Source organism: Serratia sp. 201 (assembly GCF_037027545.1).
GTDB lineage: Bacteria > Pseudomonadota > Gammaproteobacteria > Enterobacterales > Enterobacteriaceae > Serratia > Serratia bockelmannii.
Genome location: NZ_JAXCHC010000002.1, coordinates 549,742 through 569,958, shown reverse-complemented (window position 1 = coordinate 569,958; position 20,217 = coordinate 549,742). Strand labels below are relative to the sequence as shown.

The following is a 20,217-nucleotide window of genomic DNA, read 5'->3' as shown; positions in this document are numbered from 1 at the left end:
TTTTCATTCCATCACCGTGAGGAAGCTCCATGAGATTACGCCGCTCCCCCCTGATGATCGCCCTGCTGGCCGCAATGGCGCTGGCGGGTTGCCACAGCAAAACCGATACGCCGATAGCCGCTACTCCGGCCACCGTCAACGTCCAGCACCTGAACGGCAGCACCGAGGTGAAGAAGCACCCGCAGCGCATCGTGGTGCTGGATTACGCGTCTCTGGAAACGCTGCAGCTGCTGGGCGTCGAACCGCTGGCGCTGCCCGGCAACCGCAAGAACTTGCCGGATAGCCTGAAGCGCTATCAGGATGACAAATACCTCAATGCCGGCACCCTGTTCGAACCGGATATGGCCGTGCTGCGCGCCGCCAAGCCGGACCTGATCCTGATCGCCGGCCGGGCGTCCAAAGCTTATGACGAGCTGAACGCGCTGGCACCGACGCTGAACATGTCCGTCGATCAGCAGGATCAGTTGGGCAGCCTGAAACAGCGCACCCTGCAGCTGGGCGAGCTGTTCGATAAGCAGCAACAGGCGCAGGCGGCGGTCGATAAGCTGGATGCGCAGATCGCCGCGGTCAAACCACAGGCCACCCAGGCCGGGCGTGGGCTGGTGGTGCTGTTCTCCGGCGGCAAGATCAGCGCTTACGCGCCCAAGAGCCGTTTCAGCTTCGTCTATGACGCCCTCGGCTTCGCGTCCGCGCTGCAGTCCGACGAAAAAGACGTGCGCGGCAACAAGCTGACGCCTGAGCAGGTGGCCAAACTGAATCCGGACTGGCTGTTCGTCATCGACAGAGACGCCGCGACCGGGCGGCCGAACGCGGTGGCACCGCAGAAAATCCTCACCGGCACCGCGCTGAAGAAAACCACGGCGGTGAAAAAAGGCCAGGTGGTCTACCTGCCGGCAGCCGAGGTGTATCTGTCCGGCGGCATCGTCACCGCCCAGCACGTCGTCGAACGCGTGAGCGAGGCCCTGAACCACGCTGCGCGATAAAGAAAGCCCGGCGATGCCGGGCTTTTTCTTGGGTTAAATCGTCGGCTGGTTCACCAGACCGTCTATCAGCACCTGCGGCGTGCCCTGCGAGCAACGCTCGATGCGCCCGCGCACGCCGTAGACCCGCGCCAGGCTCTGCGGCGTAATCACCTGATCCGGCGCGCCATCGGCGATCAGATCGCCATCCTGCAGCATCAGCACGTGGTCGCCGTGACGCAGCGCGATGTTGATGTCATGCACCACCACCACCGTCACGATATTACGCTTGCGGGTTTCACGGCGCACCAAATCCATCACGTGGAACTGGTAGTTGAGATCGAGCGCGCTCAGCGGCTCATCTAGCAGCAGCAGCGACGGCTGACGGATCAGCGACTGTGCCAACCCCACCAGCTGTTTCTGGCCGCCGGACAGCTGATCGAGATAACTCAACGCCAGGTGGGCGATGCCCAGCTGTTCCAGCAAAGCCATCACTTCCGCTTCGCTGCCGGCGTTGCTGCGGCCGCCCGAGGCGCGCTGCGCCACGATGATCGACTCCAGCACGTGCAGATGCACTCCGGCGGGCAGCGACTGCGGCAGGTACACCACTTTCTCCGCCCGACGGGCGAACGGCATCTGCATCAGATCGCCGTCGTCCAGCCACAGCTTGCCCTGCGCCGGGTTCAGCCCGGCCAGCGAGCGCAGCAGCGTCGATTTGCCGCTGCCATTCGGCCCCAGCAGCACGGTGATTTGCCCGCGCGGCAGCATCGGCACCGAGAGATTGTCGATCACCTGGCGTTTCGGGTAACCCGCCGAGAAGTTTTCTATCCGTAAACCCTGGCTCATACGTTCCCCCGGTGGCGCAGAATAATGCTCAGGAAGAACGGCACCCCGACCAGCGACGTCACGATGCCCACCGGAATGATCACGCCGGGCACCAGGTTTTTCGACGCCACCGAGGCCATTGACAGCACCAGCGCGCCAATCAGCGCACTGGCCGGCAGGTAGAAACGGTGATCTTCGCCGAAGATCATGCGGGCGATGTGCGGCGCCACCAGGCCAATAAAGCCGATCGGCCCGACGAACGCCACCGCCAGCGCCGAGAGCATGCTAATGCGCAGCAACGTGGTCAGCCGCAGGCGGCGCACGTCAATGCCGAAGCTCACCGCCCGGTCTTCACCCAGACGCAGCGCGGTCAGTTTCCACGAGCTCATCATCGACAGCGGCAGCAGCACGGCGAACACCCCGAACAGAATGCCCAGCTTGTCCCACGAGGCGCGCGCCAGGCTGCCCATGGTCCAGAACACCAGCCCCTGCAGCGTGTCCTCGCTGGCGATGAACTGCATCATCGAGACCAGCGCGTTGAAGGTAAACACCAGCGCGATGCCGAACAGCACCACGCCGGAGGTGGCGACCCGCGTCCAGCGCGTGATGCCGTCGAGCATCAGCGCAGCGAACAGCGCGAAGATAAAGGCGTTGGCGGAGATGAACCACTGGTCGGGAATCCCCGGAATGCCGATGCCAAGCACGATCGCCAGCGCGGCGCCAAAGGCCGCGGCGGAAGACACCCCGAGGGTAAAGGGGCTGGCCAGCGGGTTATTCAGGATGGTCTGCATCTCCGCCCCGGCCAGGCCGAGCGCAAAGCCCACCACCACCGCCATCAGCGCGTAAGGCAATCGGATGTCCCAGACGATCACCCGCGTGCCGGCATCGGCCGCGGCGGGGTCAAGCAGCGTGTGCCATAAGGACGACAGCGACAGGCCGGACGGCCCCATGGTGAAATCCAGCAGCAGCGAGCCCAGGATCGCCAGTGCCAACACGCCCATCATCATCAGGCGATGGCGAAGAATATGCTGATAACGCCCCATCACGCCGGCGTTGGGTTGCCCCTTGGCGTCAGTCATGGGATCGGTGGATACGCTCATTCGTTAAGATACCTGTTACAACCATCATGACAGCGGCGCGAAGGCGTCCGCCGTGAACCGGAAAGTGTGCGGCAGCAGCCTGCGCGCAGCCGTCCACAATAAAGCAAACGATAATACTTATCAATCATATCAATCGGTGAAAACAGCGTTATAGAAATGTAACAATTTGTTTTTACACGCCATTTTTCAAACCACCACGCTTACCCCCGCCAGCGGCCAGTAGGTTCATTATTCTGAAAGTGATTCCTGATCCGACCAGACTCTGACAAATAACGGCAAAACCACATAGAATCCAAAGCCACAGCACCGCGCGTGCAAAAAACCTTCAGGCCGCCGCAAGAGCGGCCTTATTGACGAGGCTGTAATGAGAAGTCCATCTCCGGCGACAACGCCCAAACGTCCGGCGCTGCTGAACTGGCTGTTATACAGCCCGCTGCAGGCCGATGACGAGCCGTTTCAACGCCAGCTGCGTCTCACGCTGACGCCCTCTCCTCTCACTCCCTGGCTGAATGCCGCAGGGCCGGTCGCGCTGTTGGTGGGGTACGCCTGGCTGAACCGACCGCTGATCGGTATCGGCCTGCTGCTGCTGTTGCTGCTGTTGACCGCCGGGCGAGCCTGGCTGGCGCGCCGGCGTCAACCTGCCTGGCCGGACGCCATGCTGGTGACGGTGTTGCTGTGGACGCTGCTGGTCGGCGCCAGCGCCGCGCTGGCGATGCTGTCGGGCCGCTTCGTTTTAATACTTTTCGCCGGCCTCACCATCACCGCTCTGGCCTGCTGGCTGATGCAGCGCCACGCCGCCGCGCCACGCTTCGCGCTGCTTGAGGTGATCGCGCTGACGCTGCCTTACCTGCTGGCAGCACCGCTGTCGCGCGTGCAAAATCTGTTTGTCCTGGCGGACCTCGCGCCGCTGTGGCTGGTGCTGGCCCATGGCATGATCGCACGCTACCACCGCCAACTGGTGCAGCACGTCACGCTGGCCTGGGAGAAGCAGCAGGCGTCGCACCGCGATCGCCTGACCGGCTTCCTCAACCGCGCGGGCGGCGAGGTGGCGATGCGTAGCATCTGCCGCCCCGCAGCGGCACAGACGATCTCCCACCTGTTCATTCTTGAGTTCGGTCCGCTGGCGGCGCTCTACCAAAGCCACGGCGTCCAGATCGGCGACGACGTACTGCGCACCGTCGGCGAGCGTCTCAAGACGCTGATCCGCCCGAGCGACTACGTCTGCCGCTATACCGGCGGCCTGTTTTTGATTCTGGTGCACGATCTGCCCTACGGCGCGGAAAGCGAATTCCTGGCGCGCATCGTGCCGCCGCTGGAGGCACCTTACGATTTTGGCGCGTTCGGCGAGGTGAACATGCAACTCAACGCTGGCATTGTGGCGCTGACGCAGCATTATGCGACGGTGGAAGATTTGATGAGTTCGGCGCAGCAGGCGCTGGCGGAAGCCAAAGGCGGGAAAAAGTAAAGCCAAACGCGGCGGGAACCCCCGCCGCGTATCACTCACCGAAAATTACTTCACGTCCATCTTCGGGAATTCCATTTCGCTGTACTTCACGACACGGGTGCCTTGCGACAGCTTGTAACCGAACCAGATCAGCAGGAACAGTGGAATGCCGATGTAGGTCGCGGTCACACCGTACCAGTCGATCTTATCTTGCAGGAAGGCCTGGTAGTTCTGCCCCAGGGTAATGATCAGGCACAGCACGAAGGCGAAGATCGGCCCCAGTGGGAAGAACCCGGAACGGTACGGCAAATCGTTCAGATCGCGCCCCTGCAGCATGTAACCGCGACGGAAACGGTAGTGGCTGATGGCGATGCCCAACCAGGCGATGAAACCGGTCATGCCCGAGGTATTCAGCAGCCACAGGTAAACCGACTGGTTGCCGAACATTGACGTCAGGAAGCACAGGCCAGCCACCACGCAGGTCGCATACAGCGCGTTACGCGGCACGCCGCCTTTCGACAGCTTGGCGAAAATCCGCGGCGCCTTGCCTTCCGACGCCAGGGTGTACAACATGCGGGTCGATGCGTACATGCCCGAGTTACCGGCCGACAGCACCGCCGTCAGGATCACCGCGTTCATCACCGCCGCCGCCGACAACAGCCCGGCGTGCTGGAACACCAAGGTGAACGGGCTGACGCTGATGTCTTTCACGTCGTTGCGCAGCAGGCTCGGATCGGTGTACGGAATGATCAGGCTGATGATCAGAATGGCGAAGATATAGAACAGCAGGATACGCCAGAACACCTGACGCACTGCGCGTGGGATGTTTTTACCCGGATTCTCCGATTCGCCGGCCGCGATACCGATGAGCTCGGTGCCCTGGAACGAGAAGCCGACGATCATGGCCACGCCGATCATCGCCGAGAACCCGCCGGCAAACGGCGCGTCTCCTACCGTCCAGTTCTGCCAGCCGGCATGCTCGCCGCCCTTCAGAATGCCGACGATCATCAGCACACCGACGGCGATGAAGATAATCACCGTGCTGACCTTGATTAACGCGAACCAGTATTCCGCCTCGCCGAACCCTTTCACCGAAATGTAGTTCAGCAGGAACATCAGGCCGAGGAACAGGGCGCTCCAGATCCAACCAGGGGTGTCCGGGAACCAGTAGTTCATTACCAACTGCGAGGCCACCAGGTCAACGGCGATGGTCACCGCCCAGTTGTACCAATAGTTCCAGCCCAGCGCGAAGCCGAAGCCTTCTTCCACGTATTTGGCGCCGTAAGTGGAGAATGAACCGGAGACTGGCATAAAGGCCGCCAGTTCGCCCAGGCTGGTCATCAGGAAGTACACCATCAAACCGATCAGAGCGTAAGACAGCAGCGCCCCGCCGGGGCCCGCCTGAGAAACCGTGGCCCCCGAGGCCACAAACAGGCCGGTGCCGATGGAGCCGCCGATGGCGATCATGGTCAAATGCCGGGCTTTCAGCTCGCGGCGCAATCCGGGTGCTTGCTGCCCCGATGTTTTTATATCCTGCTGAGCCATTCGTACCCTATCTGCTCTTTGAAAAAATGAGGGCGGATTGTAACAAATACCCGCCGGTGAACTAGCAACATTGCACTGATATAAGATAGCTTCATAATTCAGAGGCAATTATTAGCCGCGGCCCTTATGGCCTTACTTACTCTCATTAATGTGAGCGCGCGCAGGTTTTTATGCTTTCTTCGGCCTGCGCAGCAGCAGAGGACGTGACGCGCTGTCGATTACAGCGCGCAATAGCTGAGAAAACGCTGCAAGGCGTTGGAAATGTGCTTTTGCCGATGGCGGATCAGGTACAGGGTGCGCCGCAGCGGCGGCAGCGGCACCGGCAGTTCTACCAGTGCGCCGCTGGCCAGCTGTTCTGCCACCACGCGCCGCGACAGGCAGCTGATGCCGATACCGTGCCGCACCGCGTGCTTGATCGCCTCCGAGTTGCCGAGTTCCATCACCAGCTGGAAGTGCGGCAGGTGCGCCAACAGCAGATGATCCAGCACCTCGCGGGTGCCCGAACCACGCTCGCGCAGGATCCAAGGCGCATTGGCCAGCGCCTCCAGCGTCGGCGGTTGGTGGGTCAAGGGATTGTCCGGCGCGGCAAACACCACCAGCTCGTCCTCCAGCCACGGCTGCGTCACCAGCTCCGGCATATGGCAAGGCCCTTCGATCAGCCCCAAATCGACGCGAAAATCCGCCACCGCTACGATCACGTCCTGGCTGTTGCCAACGTTCAGCTCCAGCGGCGTGGCCGGAAAATCCCGACGGTAACGGGCGATCATCTCCGGCAGCATGTAGTTGCCGATGGTGCTGCTGGCGGCGATGCGCAGCGCCCCGCCGTCATGGCGGAACAGCTGCTCTATCTCCCCCGCCTGTTCCAACAGCGCCAGCGCCTTGGGATACAGCAACCGGCCGTGCTCGTTGATCACCAGCCGTTTGCCGACGCGATCGAACAGCTGCACGCCCAGCTGCCCCTCCAGATCCGCCAGCGCCGCGCTGACCGCCGACTGCGACAGCGCCAGCACCACCGAGGCCTGAGTGGTCGAACCGCTTTTCAGCACTTCGGTGAAAACTTCCAGTTGACGCAACGTGATATGCATAGCCGTCCCGGTATTGAAAGAAGGTTCTGCCAGAGAACCCAACATGGTGATGTGGGCAGCCCGGCCAGGCTACCCTGTTTGCGGCCAGATCGGCGCGCTATTTACCCAACGCGACCAGCTGCGCCGCCGCGGCCAGCACCGGCTCGCGCGGCGTGCCGGCTTCGTCCCGCAGTATCAATTGCAGCATCGCAACGAGATGATCGCGGTCGATCGCCTTGTTTTCTTCAATCAACCGCCGCACCGCGCGCCCCACTTCCTGATCTACCTGCTCTCTGCGTTGATCGTCGGTATCCATCGCCTGCTCCTGTTAGTTGGAAAGTTGACGGCGGCTCGCCGCTCCTCCACACCCTAGCCGCAATGCGGCGTTATGCCAATGCCTGATCCCATACCACTTATTCAGATAGGTTATAAATATATAATCAATTTCTCTTTTATTCAGCCCAAACGTACTCTTAGCAGCAAGAAACAGACTGAAGGACTGACTTTTATGGCGACTGATACCACTCACACCTATCCCGAGCGACGCTTTCCGCTGTTTGGCCTGCCACGGCTGGTGCCGGGGCTGGCGCTGACCGGCGCGCTCACCTCGTTGGCCGTCTGGGCCGGCGATATTCCCTGGGTGGCGGAGCTGGGGCTGGGGGCGCTGACGCTGGCGATCCTGCTCGGCATTCTGGTGGGCAACACGCTGTACCCCCACTGGCAAACCGTTTGTCACAGCGGCGTACAGCTGGCCAAACAGCGGCTGCTGCGTCTGGGGATTATCCTTTACGGCTTCCGGCTGACCTTTCAGCAGATCGCCGACGTCGGCGCCAGCGGCATCATCATCGACGCACTGACCCTGATCACCACTTTCCTGCTGGCCTGCTGGCTCGGCAAGAAAGTGTTCGGCATCGACAGCCAGACCGCGATACTGATCGGCGCCGGTAGCAGCATTTGCGGCGCGGCGGCGGTGATGGCCACCGAGCCGGTGCTGAAGGCCGATTCCAGCAAAGTGGCGGTAGCGGTCTCGACCGTGGTGGTATTCGGCACCCTGGCTATTTTCGTTTATCCCTGGCTGTATCAGTTGAATGAACACTTCCAGTGGCTGCCGTTCAGCCAGGAAACCTTCGGCATTTACGCCGGCTCCACCATCCACGAAGTGGCTCAGGTGGTCGCCGCCGGGCACGCCATCGGGCCGGACGCCGAAAATGCGGCGGTGATCGCCAAGATGATCCGCGTGATGATGCTGGCGCCGTTCCTGCTGCTGCTGTCGGGCTACATCAGCCGCGGCAGCGCAGGCAAGGCGGAAAAATCCGCCATCACCATTCCGTGGTTCGCCGTGCTGTTTATCGCCGTCGCCGGGCTGAACTCCTTCAACCTGCTGCCGGCCACGCTGGTGCGCCATCTGATCACCGCCGACACCTGGATGCTGGCGATGGCGATGGCGGCGCTGGGGTTGACCACCCACATCAGCGCCGTGCGCCAGGCCGGGATGAAACCGATTCTGCTGGCGACGCTGCTGTTCGTCTGGCTGCTGGTCGGCGGCGGCGCGATAAACCAACTGGTGCAACACCTGCTGTAATCCCCCTCGGCGGTCCGCTTCGGCGGGCCGCCGCTTTTCGCCATTCAATCCGCCCGCCATCAATGCCATAATGTCACCGATAACACAGGAGAATGAAGATGAAGTTTGTCGGTGCACATGTCAGCGCGTCAGGCGGCGTGGATCAGGCGGTTATCCGCGCGCACGAATTGGAGGCGACCGCGTTCGCCCTGTTCACCAAAAATCAGCGTCAATGGAAGGCCGCACCGCTGGCCGCCGACGTGATCGATAAGTTCAAGAGCGCATGTGCCCAGTACGGCTTCGGGCCGGGGCAGATCCTGCCGCACGACAGCTACCTGATCAATCTGGGCCACCCGGTGGCCGAGGCGTTGGAAAAATCGCGCGAGGCGTTTATCGACGAACTGCAGCGCTGCGAACAGCTGGGGCTGACGCTGCTGAACTTCCATCCCGGCAGCCACCTGCTGCAAATCGATGAAGACAAGTGCCTGGCGCGCATCGCCGAATCGATCAACATCGCGCTGGATAAAACCGCCGGCGTGACGGCGGTGATCGAGAACACCGCCGGCCAGGGCAGCAACCTGGGCTTCAAATTCGAACATCTGGCGGCGATCATCGACGGCGTGGAAGATAAGAGCCGCGTCGGCGTTTGCATCGACACCTGCCACGCCTTCGCCGCCGGGTACGATCTGCGTACCGAAGAAGACTGCGAGCACACCTTCAAGCAGTTGGGCGACATCGTCGGCTTCAACTACCTGCGCGGCATGCACCTGAATGACGCCAAGAGCGAGTTCAACAGCCGCGTCGACCGCCACCACAGCCTGGGGGAAGGCAACATCGGCAAAACGGTGTTCAGCTACATCATGCGCGATCCGCGCTTCGACAATATTCCGCTGATTCTGGAAACGGTAAACCCGGATATCTGGGCGGAAGAGATCGCCTGGCTGAAAGCACAGCAGTAACCCTCCCTTGGCCGCTCGCCTATGCGCGAGCGGTTTCCCCCACCGTGTGCTCCGCCGCCAGCATGGCGCTGAACTGGCGCAGCGTTTCTTCATCCAGGCCCGCCGCCCTAAACACCGCGGTGGTAAAGCTGACCGGCGCCGAGCCTGGTGCCGTAATGACACGGTCATCCACGACGGCGGCGGCGCTCGCAACGTAATGGCGCTGCCCGCTGTAGCCCTCAACATTGCCCGTCAAGAACTCGGCAGCGTTGGAGGTATGCGCCCTGCCGTTCAACAGGCCAGCCCGCGCCAACGCCAACGTCCCGCCGCAAATGCCCGCCAGAGTCGCGCCGCGTTGAGACTGCTCGTTGAGCAACGCGCGGATATCCGGCGCCCGTTCGGTTTCCCACAGGGTGCCGCCGACCACCACCAGCACCTCGGGGCGCCAATCCGCCAGTTCGGCCACGCTTTTTTCAACCTCGACCGTCAGCCCGCCCTGTGAGCGAAGCGTTCCGGCCTGCGGCGCAAAAAACGCCACCTCCAGCCCATAAAACGGGCCGCCAACGCCGGCAATCAGCGCGTATTCCCAATCGGCGAAACCGGGTGTGAGTACGATCGCCACTTTTTTAGCCACGGATGAATCTCCTTGAGTCATTGCTTGTTCGCAGGAACAAAGTCGCGCTATCAGCTTAGAAAGCGTTGTGGTTTCTGACCAGGGGTAAATCGTGCTAACTGCCTAAGGCACAAACAAAAACGCGCAGCTCGGGGCTGCGCGTTTTGCGGTATCGCGAGGCTTACGCCGCGGCAGTAACCGGTACTTCAGCACGTTTCAGCAGGGCATAAGCTACGCCCGCCAGCAGCGTACCGGCGGCGATCGCCACCAGGTACAGCAACACCGGCGAAATCGCGCCCGGGATCAGCAGCACGAACAGCCCGCCGTGCGGTGCCATCAGTTTGGCGCCGAAGGCCATCGACAGCGCGCCGGTCAGCGCCCCGCCGGCGATGCAGCACGGCAACACGCGCATCGGGTCGCGGGCGGCGAACGGAATCGCCCCTTCGGTGATGAAGCACAGCCCCAGCACCAACGCCGCCTTGCCGCCTTCCTGTTCGGATTTCGGGAACTTGCGGCGCGCCAGCAGTGTCGCCAGACCCATCGCCAGCGGTGGCACCATGCCCGCCGCCATGATCGCCGCCATCGGCGCATACACCGAAGAGCTGAGCAGCGCCACGCCAAACGCGTAGGCCGCTTTGTTCACCGGGCCGCCCATGTCGGTACACATCATGCCGCCGAGGATTGCCCCCAGCAGTACGGCGTTGGCGGTGCCCAGCGATTGCAGCCAATGGGTCAGACCTTCCATGATTTTCGCCACCGGCGTGCCGACCACGTAAATCATGATGAGGCCGGTGATCAGGCTGGCGACCAGCGGAATGATCAAGATGGGCTTCAGCGCTTCCATACTTTGCGGCAGGCGCAGCTTGCTGCTGATCGCCTTGGCGACATAACCCGCCAGGAAGCCGGCGATGATGCCGCCGAGGAACCCGGCGCCGGTGCTCACCGCCAGCATGCCGCCGATCAGGCCCGGCGTCAGGCCCGGACGATCCGCGATGGAGAAGGCGATAAAACCGGCCAACACCGGCACCATCAGCGCAAAGGCGGAGCCGCCGCCGATCTGCATCAGCGCCGCCGCCAACGTGCCTTTGACTTCAAACGCCTTGATGCCGAACACGAACGACAGCGCGATGCACAGACCGCCGGCCACCACCATCGGCAGCATGTAGGACACGCCGGTCAGCAGGTGGCGATACGGGCCGCTGCCCTCTTTCTTTTTCGCCGCCGGCGCCGCGCTACCGCGCTGCTGCGGCTGGAACACCTCCGCCTCGGCCTGCGCCTTGTCCAGTTCCTGCGCGGTTTTCTTCAGCGCCAGACCCGTGGAAGTACGATACATCGGCTTACCGGCAAACTTGTCCAGATCCACTTCGATGTCCGCCGCGACGATCACCAGATCCGCCGCCGCCACTTCTTCCGGGGTGATGGCGTTGCCGGCGCCGACGGAACCGCGCGTTTCCACCTTCACCCACCAGCCGCGTTTCTTGGCTTCGCTTTCAATGGCTTCGGCCGCCATAAAGGTATGCGCCACGCCGGTTGGGCAAGCGGTGATCGCCACGATGCGTTTTTGCCCATTGGCTTTCACCGGTGCCGCCGCCTGCGGCACCTGATAGGTTTCAGCTTCGGCCTGGGCACGCGCCAGAAAAGCGTCCGGTTCCCGCACCGCCTGTTCGACATCGCCCACATACACCAATTTGCCGTTCAGCCCGGCGTCAGCAGGAGCAGCCTGCCCCGCCACCACCACCAGTTCGGCGTCCTGCAGTGACTCGACCAGCGTCAGGCCAGTTTTGGCCGCGGCGGCCTCCAGCATGCGTTTCGCCAGGTGGCCACGGGCCTGCCCCAGCGAACTGTCTACCATCAGCAGCGTTTTCATTCTGCCTCCTGCTATTGATTGAAAGGTTTCAGATCGACGCGCGCCATCATCGCGGCCAACTGGGGACGATCGGTCACGCCGACGTTGCTTTGGCTGACCGCCAGCGCCGCTACCGCCGTGGCCAGACGCAGAGTGTGTTCGCTGGATTCGCGCATCAGCAGGCCGTAAATCAGGCCACCGACCATCGAATCGCCGGCGCCCACGGTGCTGACCACCTCACAGGACGGCGGTTTGGCGATCCAGGCGCCGGAGGCGTTAACCCACAGCGCGCCTTCCGCGCCGAGGGAGATGACCACGTGGGCAATGCCCTGTTCACGCAGCGCATGCGCGGCCTCGACCACGTCCGCCAGCGTCGGCAGCGGGCGACCGGCCCAGATTTCCAGCTCGCGGCGGTTCGGCTTCACCAGCCACGGCGAGGCCTTCAGCCCGGCGACCAGCGCTTCGCGGCTGCTGTCGAAAATGATGCACGGGCACTTGGCGCGCAGCTGGGTCATCCAGTCGGTAAAGGCGTCGGGATCGACACCGGCCGGCAGACTGCCGCTCACCGCCACCATGTCGAACTGGCCCAGCCAGCTCAGCGAGTCGCTGACGAAGCGATCCCAGTCCTGTGATGTCACTTCAAAGCCGGAGAAGTTGAAATCGGTCACCTCGCCGTCTTTTTCCGTCAGCTTGACGTTGATGCGGGTGCGGCCCGGCACCACCTGAAAGCGATTGGCGATCCCCAGATCGCTGAACAGCAGTTGGAAACCGTCCTGATTGTCTTTGCCCAGGAAGCCGCCGACGGTGACGTCGATGCCTAAATCCTTCAACACTTTGGCGACGTTAATGCCCTTACCGGCGGCGTGCAGGCCGGCGGTTTTTACCCGGTTGACTTCCCCGCGCTCGATCTGCGGGCAGAAACCCACCAGATCGTACGCCGGGTTCAGGGTGATTGTTGCTACTCTTCTGCTCATGCTGCGCCCTCGCCCAGTCCTTCATTAATCGCTTCGCCAATCGCCTTCAGCGCGGCTTCAGCATCTTCTCCATTGGCGGTAAAGCGCAGGTGATGCCCTTTCTTCACGCCCAACGCCACCACCTTCATCAGGCTGCGCCCGTTGGCCGGCTTGCCGCTGCCGTCCAGGTTGGTGACGGTGATGTCACTGTTGAAACTTTTGATCACGTTGACCAGCGCCGTGCCCGGCCGCGCGTGCAGGCCATGCTCGTTGCGGATCACGAATTCGGCGCTCAGCACGCTGCTCTCTTCCGCCACGTCGCTGGTCAGCAGCGCCAGCACCCCGGCGGCATCCGCCTTCAGCAAGCGTTCAGCTTTGTTGGCCAGCAGCAGATCGCTGAGGTAGTTGAGCACCGCCAGCGGCTGCGCGTCGGCGACCGACACCGTCAGCAGCAGCGCCACCGGCTCGCCGTCTTCCACGAAAGCCTGCGCCGGGCGGCTGACGGTGGCCGCGCTGGCCAGGTTGCCTTCAACGCTGTCGCTCAGCCAAATGCCCTGCCCCAGATTCAGCGGCCTGCGGGTGATGACATCGCTGACGAACTGCGCGTTGACCGCCCCGATTTTTTGCAGACGGCCGGCGTTCAGCGCCTGCAGCGTCATCAGGCTGTCGGCCGCGACGTCGAGCGCAATTAGCGAAACGTCGAACTGGAATTCAGCGCTCTGCCGTTCGCCCATCAACAGGCTGCGCAGCTCTTCCGCGGAGGTGGTTTTCGCCAGCCGCTCCGCCACGCTGTCATCGCTCAGCACGTGGGTAAGCTGACGCAGCAGCGCCAAATGCTCGTCGGAACGGGCGGCGATACCGATCGCCACATAGGCGGTCTGGCCTTCCCCCCACGCGATGCCCTGCGGGAACTGGAACACCTGCACGCCGGTTTTCAACACCAGATCGCGGGTATCGGTGGTGCCGTGCGGAATGGCGATGCCGTTGCCCAGGTAGGTGGACGTCTGCAGTTCGCGCTGCAGCATGCCGTCCACATAACCGGCGCTGACGCAGCCGGCTTCGGTCAGCGCGGCGGCCACCTGACGGATGGCCCCCTGCTTATCGGCGGCAGCGGCGCCCAGATGAATGTCTTGCGGTGACAACTGGAACATGATTCTCCTCTCCTGCTGAATTGAATCGTTTCAGCTTTATTGAGAAAAAGGAGCGTTACCCGCTGCCCACAAGCGGTCGGATAACGCTGAAACGTTTCAAGTAGTGTGTAAGCAGCGCAAGATGAAAGCAAGCTTTCTCCCTTTCGCCATTGCAGATTTTTGAGCTTACGCACACTTTCATCGGCGCATTGGTCAGCGCCGGGGCAAAATGACATACTGTGCTGAAACTTTGCTGACGGAGAAAAGCATGAATGTAGTGACGGGCGTCGGGGTGATCATCGTCAACCCGCAAGGCGAGATTTTGCTGGGCAAACGCTGCGGCTCCCACGCGCCCTTTTGGTCGATCCCCGGCGGGCATCTGGATGCCGGTGAAACCTTCGAGCAGTGCGCCCAGCGCGAAATTGCCGAAGAAACCGGGTTGATCATCGATCCGCCGCGCTTCGTTGGCGTCAGCAACAATCTGCAAACCTGGCACGCCGAAGGCAAACACACCGTGTCTATCTGCCTGCAGGTGGATCACCCCGGCGGCGAAGCCGAGCTGAAAGAACCCGAAAAATGCGCCGAATGGCGTTGGTGCGCGCCAGACTCTCTGCCGGAACCCCATTTCGAAGCCAGCCGCACAGCGATCCGCCTGTGGCTGAGCGGCCAGGCCTATCTGCCCACGGCCTGACCCATCGCGAGCGCGTGCTGCGCCGCCCCACCGCTATATAAATTAGAATATAACGCTATTTTTTGCGATATAAACCATTTTTTTGACTACGGATAACCCCATGGGGTTAACCCTCTTCTATTATTACCCCTGCAATCGACGTGGCATTCTGACCTCCGGTCGGTGGCCTTTTGGCAAGATTTTATTTTAAATTCATAATTATAAGCGGGTTTACCATGAGCAAAAAACTGACTGGCTTTGAAAAAAAGCGCCGGTGGGGATGGTTATGGCTTTTGCTGCTGGGGATTATCCTCGGCGCGGCGCTGTTGGCCGGGACTGCCACCGTATTCCATAAAACCAGCGATACCGCCTTCTGCGTTTCCTGCCACACCATGCAACAACCGCTGGCCGAATATCAGGGCAGCGTCCACTTCCAAAACACCAAGGGCATCCGCGCCGAGTGCGCCGACTGCCACGTCCCCCATCAGCCGATCGATTACCTGTGGACCAAGATCCGCGCGGTAAAAGACATCTACGGCGAGATGGTCGGCACCATCGATACGCCGGAAAAATACGAAGCGCACAAGCTGGCGATGGCGCAGTCGGTCTGGAAGACGCTGAAAGAAAACGATTCGGCGACCTGCCGTTCCTGCCACAGCTACGACGCCATGGACATCACCGCCCAGCGCCCTGAGGCGCGCCTGCAGCACCCGGTGGCGATCAAACAGGGCGAAACCTGCATCGACTGCCATAAAGGCGTGGCCCACATTCTGCCTGACATGAGCGGCGAAACCCAGGCCGGTGCCGCCGAGCTGGCCAAGGCCGCGGCGCTGACCGCACCGGGCGCCACCACCCTCTACACCATCGCCACCGAACCGTTCTTCCTCGGCGCGGACGACAGCCATAACGCCGGCAACCTGATGCCGTCCACCGAAGTGCAGGTGGTGAAACAGGAGGGCGACAAGGTGCAGGCCACCGTGAGCGGCTGGCAGCAAGACGGCGTCAGCGAAGTGTTCTACGCGGCGCAGGGCAAACGCATCCTCAGCGTGCTGCTGGGTGAAGACGCGCGCAAGCAGCTGATCGACGATCAGCAAAAAATCTGGCGCTACGCCGCGGACATGATGTCGGCCAACTGCACCGGCTGTCACGGGCTGACCGCGCTCGATCGCTTCAACGCCAACCAATGGATCGGCGTCATCAAAGGCATGGCACCGCGCACCTCGCTGACGCAGGAACAGCTGCGCGTGCTGACACAATACGTACAAAAACACGCCAGCGACATGCCACCTGCCGCACCGGCCAAGCTTTAAGGGAGAAGCGCAATGAGCAACCAACAACCGTTAACCATGAGCCGCCGCCGCTTTCTGACCGGCGCCGCCGCGCTGACCGCCGCCCCGCTGCTGGCGGGCTTATGGCCCAAAGCGGCACTGGCGCAGGCCATCAGCGAAGCGCTGCCGCAGTTCATCGTCTTGCGTCAGGCGCAAAAAGGCATCCTGACCGGCGCCCACTGGGGCGCGTTTGAGGCCATCGTGCAGGACGGCAAGATGGTCGGCGTGCAGCCGGTGCAGGACGATCCGTATCCCAATGAGCTGATCACCATGGCGCCTTATCAGGTGCACGCCGAGAACCGCATCAAATACCCGATGGTGCGTAAAAGCTGGCTGGAAGGCGGCCCCGGCAGCCGTACCGAGCTGCGCGGCCGCGACGAGTGGGTGCGCGTCAGCTGGGATAAAGCGACCGAGCTGGTGTGCAATGAGATCACCCGCCTGCAGAAAGATCACGGCCCGCAGTCGATCTACGCCGGTTCCTACGGCTGGAAAAGCGTCGGCATGCTGCACAACAGCCGCACGCTGCTGCAGCGCCTGATGAACCTGACCGGCGGCTTCCTCGGCTACGCCGGCGACTACTCCACCGGCGCGGCGCAGGTGATCATGTCGCACGTGGTCGGCTCGATGGAGGTCTACGAACAGCAGACCGCCTGGCCGAACGTGATCGAAAACAGCGAGCTGGTGATCCTGTGGGGCTGCAACCCGATGGTCACGCTGAAAAATAGCTGGAACGTGCCGGATCACGTCGGCCAGACCGGTTTCGAAGCGCTGAAGAAAAAAGGCACCCGGGTGATCAGCATCGATCCGGTGCACAACGACAGCGCCAAGTTCGTCAATGCGCAGTGGATCGCCCCGCGCCCTTACACCGACGGCGCCATGCTGATCGGCATCGCCCACACGCTGCTGACCGAGAAGCTGCATAACCCGGACTTCCTGAAAACCTACACCGTCGGCTTCGACAAGTTCCAGGCCTACCTGCTGGGCGAGAGCGACGGCGTGGCGAAAACCGCCGAATGGGCGGCCGACATCAGCGGCGTCGATGCCGACACGCTGCGCGCGCTGGCGCGCGAGATGGCGAAGAGCCGCACCATGATCATGGGCGGCTGGGGCATTCAGCGCCAGCACCACGGCGAACAGCAGCACTGGCTGCTGGTGACGGTGGCGGCGATGCTCGGCCAAATCGGCCTGCCGGGCGGCGGCTTCGGCTTCAGCTACCACTATTCGTCCGGCGGTAGCCCAACCGCCAAGGGTGGCATCATCGCCGGCATCTCCGCCGGCAATGCGCCGAAAAACTCGCCGGCGCCGATCCCGGTGGCGCGCATCGCCGAATGCCTGAGCAACCCGGGCAAAACCATCGACTTCAACGGCGCCAAGGTCACCTACCCCGAGGTGAAAATGGTGTATGTGGCGGGCGGTAACACCTTCCACCAGCATCAGGACACCAATAACCTGGTCAAAGCCTGGCAGCGGCCGGACACCATCGTGGTCAACGAACCTTATTGGACCGCCACCGCCAAGCATGCCGATATCGTGCTGCCGGCCACCACCAGCTACGAGCGCAACGATCTGGAGATGGGGGGTGACTATTCGCAGCTCTATGTGTTCCCGATGCATCAATGCGTGCCGCCGCAGCACGAATCGCGCAGTGACTTCGACATCTTCTCGGCGATGGCGGCCAGGCTGGGCGTGCAGGAGGCCTTTACCGAGGGCAAGGATGAAACCCAGTGGCTGAAAGGCATGTATGACGACATGAAAAACCAGGCGCGCGCCGCGCGGGTGGCGCTGCCGCCGTTCGACATGTTCTGGCAATCCAATAACTACGTGCGTTTCCCGGTGCCCGAGGCCAATAAGCAGTGGGTGCGCTTCGCCGATTATCGTGACAACCCGCTGCTGAACCCGCTGGGCACGCCGTCGGGCAAGATCGAGATCTACTCCGACGCGATCGCCAAAATGCATTATGCGGATTGCCCCGGCATCCCGACCTGGATGCCGCCGCACGAGTGGTATCGCGGGCCCGAAGCGGCCAAGTATCCGCTGTCGCTCAATACCGCGCACCCGACCAACCGGCTGCACTCTCAGCTCGACAACACGCCGCTGCGCGAGAAATACGCGGTAGCGGATCGTGAAGCGATCCTGATCCACCCGCAGGACGCGCAGCCGCGCGGCATCAGTGGCGGCGATCTGGTACGGGCGTACAACGATCGCGGCCAGATCCTGGTGGGCGCGGTGGTCAGCGAAGACGTGCGGCCCGGCGTGGTGCGCATCAGCGAAGGCGCCTGGTTCGATCCGGCCGATCCGGCGCAGCCCGGCTCGCTGTGCAAGAACGGTAACGTCAACTGCCTGACCTTCGACATCGGCTCTTCCAGCCTGGCGCAGGGCAACTGCGGGCAGATGGCGCAGCTGCAGATCGAGAAATATCAGGGGCCGGCGCTGAAAAATACCGCGCACGCGGTGCCGCAAGGCGCCTGATTTACCGGCAAGCAAGGGGGCGCAACGCGCCCCTTTTTTCTCGTCGCCGCGCGACATATCCGTTTACCCTTCGCCGCAAAGGAGCGGTTTGCGTTTCATTTCAACGGGCGTATGATGCGCGCGACCTTCCTTTTTCGACGAATTCTCAACCACCATGCCGACTTCATCCGCAGTAACGCGACGCGCGCCCGATCTCACTTCGCTGGCCTTTTTGGCGGTGGCGTTCCTGACCGGCATCGCCGGTGCGTTGCAAACCCCGACGCTGAGCCTGTTTTTGGAAACCGAAGTCAAGGTGCGGCCGGCGCTGGTTGGGCTGTTCTTTACCGGCAGCGCGGTGATCGGCATTCTGGTCAGCCAGTTTCTCGCCGGCCGCTCGGATAAAAAAGGCGACCGCAAATCACTGATCTTCCTCTGCTGTATGCTGGGGGCGCTGGGGTTCACGCTGTTCGCCTGGAGCCGCAACTATTACCTGCTGCTGCTCGTCGGCGTGCTGCTCACCAGCTTCGGCTCCACCGCTAACCCGCAAATGTTCGCTCTGGCGCGCGAACACGCCGATCGCACCGGCCGCGAGGCGGTCATGTTCACCTCCATCATGCGCGCCCAGGTCTCGCTCGCCTGGGTCATTGGCCCGCCGATCGCCTTCGCGCTGGCGCTGGGCTTCGGCTTCAAGGCCATGTATCTGGCGGGCGCGGCGGCCTTTGTGCTGTGCGGCCTGCTGGTGTGGAAACGGCTGCCTTCCATGCCGAAAACTGCCGCGGCGAGTGCGCCCCTGGCCGCACCGCGCCAGCATCGCCGCGATGCGCTACTGCTGTTTGGCGCCAGCACTTTGATGTGGACCGCCAACAGCATGTACCTGATCAACATGCCGCTGTATATGGTGCACGAACTGCGGCTGCCGGAGCGGCTGGTCGGCGTGCTGATGGGCACCGCCGCCGGGCTGGAAATCCCGATCATGCTGATCGCCGGTCTGGTGGCGAAACGCTGCGGCAAGCGTTGTTTGATGCTAGGTGCTGCCGTCGCCGGCGTATTATTCTATTGCAGCCTGCTGTTTATCACCGGCAGTGTCCAACTCATCGCCCTGCAGCTGCTGAATGCGGCGTTTATCGGCGTGTTGGCGGGGATCGGCATGCTCTACTTCCAGGATTTGATGCCCGGCCAGGCCGGCACGGCCACCACGCTGTTCACCAACACCATTCGGGTCGGCTGGGTCATTGCCGGCGCCATCGCCGGTGCGGTGGCGGAAATCTGGAACTACCATGCGGTATTTTACGCCGCGCTGGCGATGGCGGCAGGTGCGACGCTGTGTCTGTGGAAGCTGAGGGAAGTTTAGGGCGCGGTGTCCGCTTCCAGCCTGGCGAGGTAGATCAGCGCCTGATCGCGGTGATCGTGGCACATATCGCGGCTCGGCTGCAGGCTGCCGCACACTTTCGGCCGCAGCGGCGAATGAAACAGGCCGCAGCGCAGCTGTTCATCCAGATGAATGCAGCGGGTATTGGCGGGCTTACCGTTCGGCATGCCGGGGATCGGGCTGGATATTGACGGCGCGATACAGCAGGCGCCGCAGTCGCTGCGACAGTCCATCAGCGCTACTCCTGGTGGGCTGGGGAAAAGAAGCGCGACAATAGCAGCCGCGCGCGGTGGCCGCCAGCAGAATCCCTGCGCCCCTGCGATCTTTACACTCGTCCCGCAACCGTCTTACCCCGCCTGATTCGCCGCCTGGCGAGTAAACGCCCAAAAAGCCGCAATTTAAAGACAAAAACGCGTGAAACGTG

Annotated in this window: 18 protein-coding genes; 8 read left to right on the top strand and 10 right to left on the bottom strand. The window is 62.4% G+C overall.

What is annotated here, in order from left to right; translation table 11 throughout:
- Positions 1–29: 29 nt before the first annotated feature.
- A complete protein-coding gene (locus WA302_RS10985; protein WP_197791276.1) occupies positions 30–983 on the top strand; it encodes a siderophore ABC transporter substrate-binding protein in 954 nt (317 codons plus the stop codon).
- Positions 984–1,016: 33 nt separating this feature from the next.
- Here WA302_RS10985 and WA302_RS10980 read toward each other — a convergent pair whose 3' ends face one another.
- Both WA302_RS10980 and WA302_RS10975 read right to left on the bottom strand, forming a co-directional pair.
- Positions 1,017–1,805, bottom strand: a complete 789-nt coding sequence (locus tag WA302_RS10980) for an ABC transporter ATP-binding protein (RefSeq protein WP_004935663.1) — start codon at positions 1,803–1,805, stop codon at positions 1,017–1,019.
- On the bottom strand, positions 1,802–2,884 hold the full coding sequence (locus WA302_RS10975; RefSeq protein WP_025303533.1) for a FecCD family ABC transporter permease: 1,083 nt from the start codon (positions 2,882–2,884) through the stop codon (positions 1,802–1,804). Before WA302_RS10975 ends, WA302_RS10980 begins: the two co-directional genes overlap by 4 nt.
- A gap of 364 nt (positions 2,885–3,248) precedes the next feature.
- On the opposite strand from WA302_RS10975, the gene WA302_RS10970 reads away from it, so the two are divergent.
- Positions 3,249–4,349 (top strand): GGDEF domain-containing protein, encoded by a 1,101-nt coding sequence (locus WA302_RS10970; protein ID WP_049205271.1) that lies wholly within the window; start codon positions 3,249–3,251, stop codon positions 4,347–4,349.
- Positions 4,350–4,394: 45 nt separating this feature from the next.
- Here WA302_RS10970 and WA302_RS10965 read toward each other — a convergent pair whose 3' ends face one another.
- From WA302_RS10965 to WA302_RS10955, 3 genes are all read right to left on the bottom strand, one after another.
- On the bottom strand, positions 4,395–5,873 hold the full coding sequence (locus WA302_RS10965) for an amino acid permease (RefSeq protein WP_025303535.1): 1,479 nt from the start codon (positions 5,871–5,873) through the stop codon (positions 4,395–4,397).
- A gap of 218 nt (positions 5,874–6,091) precedes the next feature.
- On the bottom strand, positions 6,092–6,958 hold the full coding sequence (gene yieE, locus WA302_RS10960; RefSeq protein WP_025303536.1) for a DNA-binding transcriptional regulator YeiE: 867 nt from the start codon (positions 6,956–6,958) through the stop codon (positions 6,092–6,094).
- A gap of 97 nt (positions 6,959–7,055) precedes the next feature.
- Positions 7,056–7,253 (bottom strand): hypothetical protein, encoded by a 198-nt coding sequence (locus WA302_RS10955; RefSeq protein WP_043136401.1) that lies wholly within the window; start codon positions 7,251–7,253, stop codon positions 7,056–7,058.
- A 192-nt stretch (positions 7,254–7,445) separates the two neighbouring features.
- Between WA302_RS10955 and WA302_RS10950 the strand changes: the two genes are divergently transcribed.
- Positions 7,446–8,519 (top strand): YeiH family putative sulfate export transporter, encoded by a 1,074-nt coding sequence (locus WA302_RS10950; RefSeq protein ID WP_261456902.1) that lies wholly within the window; start codon positions 7,446–7,448, stop codon positions 8,517–8,519.
- A gap of 98 nt (positions 8,520–8,617) precedes the next feature.
- Positions 8,618–9,457 carry a deoxyribonuclease IV gene (gene nfo / locus WA302_RS10945; RefSeq protein WP_049205268.1) on the top strand — a complete coding sequence of 280 codons (840 nt, stop codon included), beginning with the start codon at positions 8,618–8,620 and terminating at the stop codon, positions 9,455–9,457.
- 19 nt (positions 9,458–9,476) lie between these two features.
- Here the strand turns inward: nfo and WA302_RS10940 are convergent, their stop codons facing one another.
- From WA302_RS10940 to fruB, 4 genes are all read right to left on the bottom strand, one after another.
- Positions 9,477–10,070, bottom strand: a complete 594-nt coding sequence (locus WA302_RS10940) for a DJ-1/PfpI family protein (protein ID WP_025303540.1) — start codon at positions 10,068–10,070, stop codon at positions 9,477–9,479.
- A 160-nt stretch (positions 10,071–10,230) separates the two neighbouring features.
- Positions 10,231–11,916, bottom strand: coding sequence for a PTS fructose transporter subunit IIBC (gene fruA / locus WA302_RS10935; RefSeq protein WP_197835094.1), 1,686 nt, complete (start codon positions 11,914–11,916; stop codon positions 10,231–10,233).
- Between the two features lie 11 nt (positions 11,917–11,927).
- Positions 11,928–12,869 (bottom strand): 1-phosphofructokinase, encoded by a 942-nt coding sequence (gene fruK, locus WA302_RS10930; protein WP_043136417.1) that lies wholly within the window; start codon positions 12,867–12,869, stop codon positions 11,928–11,930.
- Positions 12,866–13,999, bottom strand: a complete 1,134-nt coding sequence (gene fruB / locus WA302_RS10925; protein ID WP_049294865.1) for a fused PTS fructose transporter subunit IIA/HPr protein — start codon at positions 13,997–13,999, stop codon at positions 12,866–12,868. Before fruB ends, fruK begins: the two co-directional genes overlap by 4 nt.
- 247 nt (positions 14,000–14,246) lie before the next feature.
- On the opposite strand from fruB, the gene WA302_RS10920 reads away from it, so the two are divergent.
- The 4 genes from WA302_RS10920 (at position 14,247) to WA302_RS10905 (ending at position 19,775) form a co-directional block, all read left to right on the top strand.
- The gene (locus WA302_RS10920) at positions 14,247–14,669 is read left to right on the top strand and encodes a nucleotide triphosphate diphosphatase NUDT15 (RefSeq protein WP_043136420.1); all 423 of its coding nucleotides are present in this window, start codon (positions 14,247–14,249) and stop codon (positions 14,667–14,669) included.
- A gap of 215 nt (positions 14,670–14,884) precedes the next feature.
- The gene (locus WA302_RS10915) at positions 14,885–15,958 is read left to right on the top strand and encodes a NapC/NirT family cytochrome c (protein WP_336063880.1); all 1,074 of its coding nucleotides are present in this window, start codon (positions 14,885–14,887) and stop codon (positions 15,956–15,958) included.
- Positions 15,959–15,970: 12 nt separating this feature from the next.
- Entirely contained in the window at positions 15,971–18,445 is a 2,475-nt protein-coding gene (torA, locus tag WA302_RS10910; protein WP_099817475.1) for a trimethylamine-N-oxide reductase TorA, read from the top strand.
- A 154-nt stretch (positions 18,446–18,599) separates the two neighbouring features.
- A complete protein-coding gene (locus tag WA302_RS10905) occupies positions 18,600–19,775 on the top strand; it encodes a sugar efflux transporter (RefSeq protein WP_099817474.1) in 1,176 nt (391 codons plus the stop codon).
- Here WA302_RS10905 and WA302_RS10900 read toward each other — a convergent pair.
- Positions 19,772–20,026, bottom strand: coding sequence for a YkgJ family cysteine cluster protein (locus tag WA302_RS10900; protein WP_019453627.1), 255 nt, complete (start codon positions 20,024–20,026; stop codon positions 19,772–19,774). The two genes, WA302_RS10905 and WA302_RS10900, sit on opposite strands and share 4 nt — an antisense overlap.
- Between the last annotated feature and the right edge of the window lie 191 nt (positions 20,027–20,217).